This window comes from Solemya elarraichensis gill symbiont (genome assembly GCF_002021095.1).
Classification (GTDB): Bacteria; Pseudomonadota; Gammaproteobacteria; order Chromatiales; family Chromatiaceae.
In genome coordinates this window covers 1-4,193 of the sequence record NZ_MPRK01000157.1, presented here as the reverse complement: position 1 = coordinate 4,193, position 4,193 = coordinate 1, and the positions used below count along the sequence as shown (strand labels likewise).

The 4,193-nt window shown below is 49.0% G+C and carries 5 protein-coding genes and 1 pseudogene; 2 read left to right on the top strand and 4 right to left on the bottom strand.

The annotated features are described in order from the left end of the window. Both BOW51_RS08015 and BOW51_RS08010 read left to right on the top strand, forming a co-directional pair. Positions 1–1,365 (top strand): cation:proton antiporter domain-containing protein (locus BOW51_RS08015; RefSeq protein WP_078477233.1); only part of this gene is annotated, 1,365 nt, incomplete at its 5' end. Between the two features lie 305 nt (positions 1,366–1,670). After that, positions 1,671–1,886 (top strand): bacteriohemerythrin, encoded by a 216-nt coding sequence (locus tag BOW51_RS08010; protein WP_078477232.1) that lies wholly within the window; start codon positions 1,671–1,673, stop codon positions 1,884–1,886. Between the two features lie 68 nt (positions 1,887–1,954). Here BOW51_RS08010 and BOW51_RS08005 read toward each other — a convergent pair whose 3' ends face one another. The 4 genes and pseudogenes from BOW51_RS08005 to BOW51_RS11185 form a co-directional block, all read right to left on the bottom strand. Continuing rightward, entirely contained in the window at positions 1,955–2,308 is a 354-nt protein-coding gene (locus BOW51_RS08005; RefSeq protein WP_078477231.1) for an ankyrin repeat domain-containing protein, read from the bottom strand. Further along, positions 2,271–2,870 carry an ankyrin repeat domain-containing protein gene (locus tag BOW51_RS08000; RefSeq protein ID WP_167367283.1) on the bottom strand — a complete coding sequence of 200 codons (600 nt, stop codon included), beginning with the start codon at positions 2,868–2,870 and terminating at the stop codon, positions 2,271–2,273. The genes BOW51_RS08005 and BOW51_RS08000 overlap by 38 nt, the downstream gene beginning before the upstream one ends. A gap of 7 nt (positions 2,871–2,877) precedes the next feature. Next, positions 2,878–3,468: a NapC/NirT family cytochrome c gene (locus BOW51_RS07995; protein WP_078477229.1), complete on the bottom strand. Its 591-nt coding sequence runs from the start codon at positions 3,466–3,468 to the stop codon at positions 2,878–2,880. Between the two features lie 284 nt (positions 3,469–3,752). Then, positions 3,753–4,193: pseudogene (locus tag BOW51_RS11185) on the bottom strand (hypothetical protein); the annotation flags it as partial.

Genomic DNA, 4,193 nt, shown 5'->3' with positions numbered 1-4,193 from the left:
AGCATACATATCGGCCTGGTGATCGCTATCTTTGGACTGGGTATTTTCTTACTCGCCCTGATCGGCATGCCCCTGTTCACCGGCCTGGATTTCAAGATGGCCCTGATGTTGGCATTTGCCCTGAGCTTTTCCAGTACCGTGTTCGTGGTCAAGGCATTGGAGGAAAAGGGTGAGATGAAGGCCCTGCATGGCCGTATCGCCATTGGCATCCTGGTAATGCAGGACCTGGCCGCGGTGGTATTTCTGGCGGCATCCACCGGCGAATTGCCTTCGCCCTGGGCGCTCCTGCTGTTCTTGTTGATCCCAATGCGCCCCCTGTTCCACCTGCTGTTACAGCGTACCGGCCACGGGGAATTGCTGATTCTCTACGGTCTGGTACTCGCCTTGGGCGGGGCAGAGCTGTTCGAGATGGGTGGTGTAAAGGATGACCTCGGTGCGCTGATCATGGGTTTGTTGATTTCTACTCATCCCAAAGCCGCCGAGATGTCTAAAACAATGCTGGGTTTCAAAGACCTGTTCCTGGTGGGCTTCTTTCTCTCCATCGGCATGACTGGACAGCTCTCGCTTGAGGCGCTGATGATAGGGCTGCTGTTGGTGCCCTTCGTGTTCATCAAGTCGGCGCTCTTTTATGCCTTGATGACCCGCTTCAAACTTCGTGCGCGCACCTCTTTGCTGGCGACTCTGAATCTCAGCAATTACAGCGAGTTTGGTCTGATCGTGGCAGCTATTGGTGTGACCAATGGCTGGATTGATGCACAATGGCTAGTGGTGATTGCAATCGCGCTTTCACTATCGTTCGTGATTGCTGCACGTCTTAGTAGCCAGGACGACAAAATCTACAGCACTTACCGGCTCTTCTGGCTAAGGTTTCAGCGTAAGGAACGCCTGCCCGACGACCAACAGCTGGATACTCTCAGTGCAAAGATTGCTATCTTCGGCATGGGCCGGGTAGGTTCTGGCGCTTATGACAAGATGCGTGAGTTGTACGGCGATACCGTGGTGGGCGTAGATTTCGACACCGAGCGAGTCCGGCGACTTCAGGAGGAGGGGCGCAACGTGATGCGCGGTGACCCCAGTGATGCAGACTTCTGGGACAATATTCACAAGGATCACGGCATCGAGTTAGTGATGTTGGCACTACCTAATCTGGAGGCTAATTTGGATGCCCTGGCACAGCTACGTGAGAAGGCCTTCAAAGGCCGCGTCGCCGCTACAGCACGCTATCCGGATGAGGATGTGCTGTTGAGTAAGGCTGGTGCAACCTGTGTGTTCAATATCTACGCGGAGGCTGGCGCCGGGTTTGCCGGCCACATTGAGGAGAATCTGCAAAAAAAGGGATTTTGTCCTTTGTTGAAGAGAGACTAAATATCCGCTACGGGCCGTTAGCGGTCATCTAATCAATCCTCAGCAAACAGGCAACAGGAGAGGTGCAATTTTGCACGGTTGAGGCGTATTTACATTTTTCTCATGGATAGACGAGAATTATTATATGCACAGAATGGAATGGAGTGAGGAATTCAGTGTTGGTGTTCGCAAGCTGGATGAACAACATCAGAAAATCATCAGCTTGATAAACATGTTGTCCGACAATCAGGATGACGCACACCTGTTTATATCTGACCGCGACAATTTGCTCGCATTGAAGGAGTACTCAACTCTTCATCTTCAGTATGAAAAAATACGGGTATCCGGATTTAGATAGTCACACGGAAGCGAACAAAGACTTCATGACGGTATTGGAACGCTTTTCAGAAAGTGTAGCGACTGGCGAGAAATATAAAGGATCTCAGCTGGTACTGGATTTTCTCAATGACTGGTGGACACACCATATTCTTGTTGAGGATATGAAGTACAAGCCCTTTTTTCAGGAGAAGGGAATTTCATAAATTCCCACACGATGCCTTTTCGAAAAGCACAGGTCTCTTCAAGTCACTGCCAATAGAGGCTATTCCATCTAATCAGTTTCCAGTGCAGTGATTATCGCAATATCACCTCGCATCTTCGCATAGTCAAGAGCTGTCATCCCGTTAGTATCAGACAGGTTTTTATCTGCCTTGTTTGCCAGCAGATATTGAACTGACTGCAGATGGCTTCTGTTACTACTTTCTATCAGCGCACTCCATCCTTCGTCGTTCGTACTGTTGACATCGACTCCATGCTGGATCAGTTCTGCTATGACATCGGTGTGACCGTTTTCAGCTGCCCAGAGCAAAGCGGTTGCACCGTCCAGGTCTCTGAGTTCTACGTCTGATCCGGCAAGGATGAGTTGCTTAACTATAGGTAAATGCCCACCAGCAGAGGCTTTCATAAGGGCTGAGGCGCCGTAGACATCCTGCTGTAACTAACAGCTCAACGGCTGCTGTGTGCCCCTTGTCTGCTGCAAGCATGAGCGCAGAGTTGTCTTTCTCATCGGGAGCGTCCGGTTGACTGCCTTTATCAAGCAGCAACTGTATGATTTCTGTTTGGTTGTTTTCAGCTGCATTATGCAGAGAGCTATAGCCACTACGTGTGACTGAGTTGGTGTCAGCACCATGCTGTAGAAGAAGATCTACGATCATGGGGTGTCGACCGCCGGTTGACCAGAAAAGTGCACTGCAACCGTCGACTGTCCTGGCATGAATATTTGCACCCCTTTCAAGTAACAGGCGGACTATCTCTATATGGCCCTCCTCCGCTGCGAACATCAAGGGTGTTTTCAGGGCTTTCGAGACAGCATTGATGTCGGCCCCCTGGTCGAGGAGTTGTTCAACCTGTGCCTGGTTGCCCGCTACCGAGGCATCAATCAATTGTGAATCAAGAGAGCTCAATCCACTGGCAGCACCTGACGAGAGGAGGGTGATGAAAAGGGTGAAGAGTAAATTCTTAACCATGACCGCGTTACTCCTTTTCCAGTTTTGCCAGTTCATCCGGTTCTTTAGGCTCCTTGTGTGCAATCCCTGTATGACAGTCTATGCAGGTTTGACCTCTCTCCAAGGCACGTTCGTGACGCTTGCGTGCATAGCGATCCTGGCCACTTAGGTCCATGGTGTCGAATGCATGGCAATTACGGCATTCGCGTGAGTCGGTTTCCCGCATGCTATCCCACACGCGATTGGCCATCTTCCAGCGATGCTGATTGAATTTTTCCGGTGTATCAATTGTTCCCATCGCCTTGTGATATAGCTCGCTGACTGCACGGACTTTGCGCACAAATTTATGAATCCACTCTTTTGGAACATGACAATCGGCACATGTTGCCTGTACGCCGGACGGATTCTTGAAGTGAATCGTGTCCCTGTATTCCTGGTAGACAGTATCTTTCATCTCGTGGCAGGAGAGGCAGAATTCCATACTATTTGTTGCTTCAAGGGTGGTATTAAAGCCACCCCAGAAAATGATACCGAGTATGCCACCGATAACGACTGATTTTAAAGATAGTGAGGCCAACGATTGAAACTTGCTTTTTTTATGGGAATCTTTTTTGAACATCTTCGGGTTTCCTCCTCATGCAGGTATCCAATGAAATACCGCGCCTTCCTGGTTGAGATCATCATAGGGTGTATATCAAGTGACGCTATCTCTTTGGACGGCTTATCTATTGAATGTTTATGACTATAGATGAGTTAATGGCAATTACCAGAAAATATACATGGTTATCAGCGTACGCGCAATCTTGGCAGTAGAAACAGAGGATTACATTCCTCGGAAATCAATGATGTGAGTTGTGATTAGATGGTGTGAGACAATCCCACTGGTGCTGTTAATGGGAGTTTTTATGTTCCCAGATAGTGCTCAATCTGCTCAACCAGATTATGTGAGGCTGTTTCAAGCCGGACGCCCGGATCCTCCCAATCGCTAATCTCATCATTAATATGAATCAACTTGTTGACCTGGTTTACAGGTAGCCCGGTTTGTAAAAATTCATTTGTCTGCACGGAAAGTATTAGTGCTTCTACACTACTGTTCATTAACAGGGCAGAGGTCCTGTTGAAAAGGCTTTGAAACGGAAAGGACATCGGCTGCCCATCCGGTTTCAGTGTTTCCGAATGACTTGTCAGGTAACAGTCGACTCCCCGCTTGAGAAGGGCTTGTTGTCGTGAACGTGCTTCGGCCATTTCAAAATCGTTGCCTAGTACAATCTCAATGGGAATTCGGCCGTCACCATTTATAAGTGTTTTCAGGTAAGAGGGCATGGCCGACTTGGCGATATCGTT

Excerpts from the sequence above, each read along its gene's own strand:
- BOW51_RS08005 (WP_078477231.1), bottom strand. The coding sequence starts at position 2,308 with ATGAAAGCCTCTGCTGGTGGGCATTTACCTATAGTTAAGCAACTCATC.
- BOW51_RS08010 (WP_078477232.1), top strand. The coding sequence starts at position 1,671 with ATGAAAAAATACGGGTATCCGGATTTAGATAGTCACACGGAAGCGAAC.
- BOW51_RS07995 (WP_078477229.1), bottom strand. The coding sequence starts at position 3,468 with ATGTTCAAAAAAGATTCCCATAAAAAAAGCAAGTTTCAATCGTTGGCC.
- BOW51_RS08000 (WP_167367283.1), bottom strand. The coding sequence starts at position 2,870 with ATGGTTAAGAATTTACTCTTCACCCTTTTCATCACCCTCCTCTCGTCA.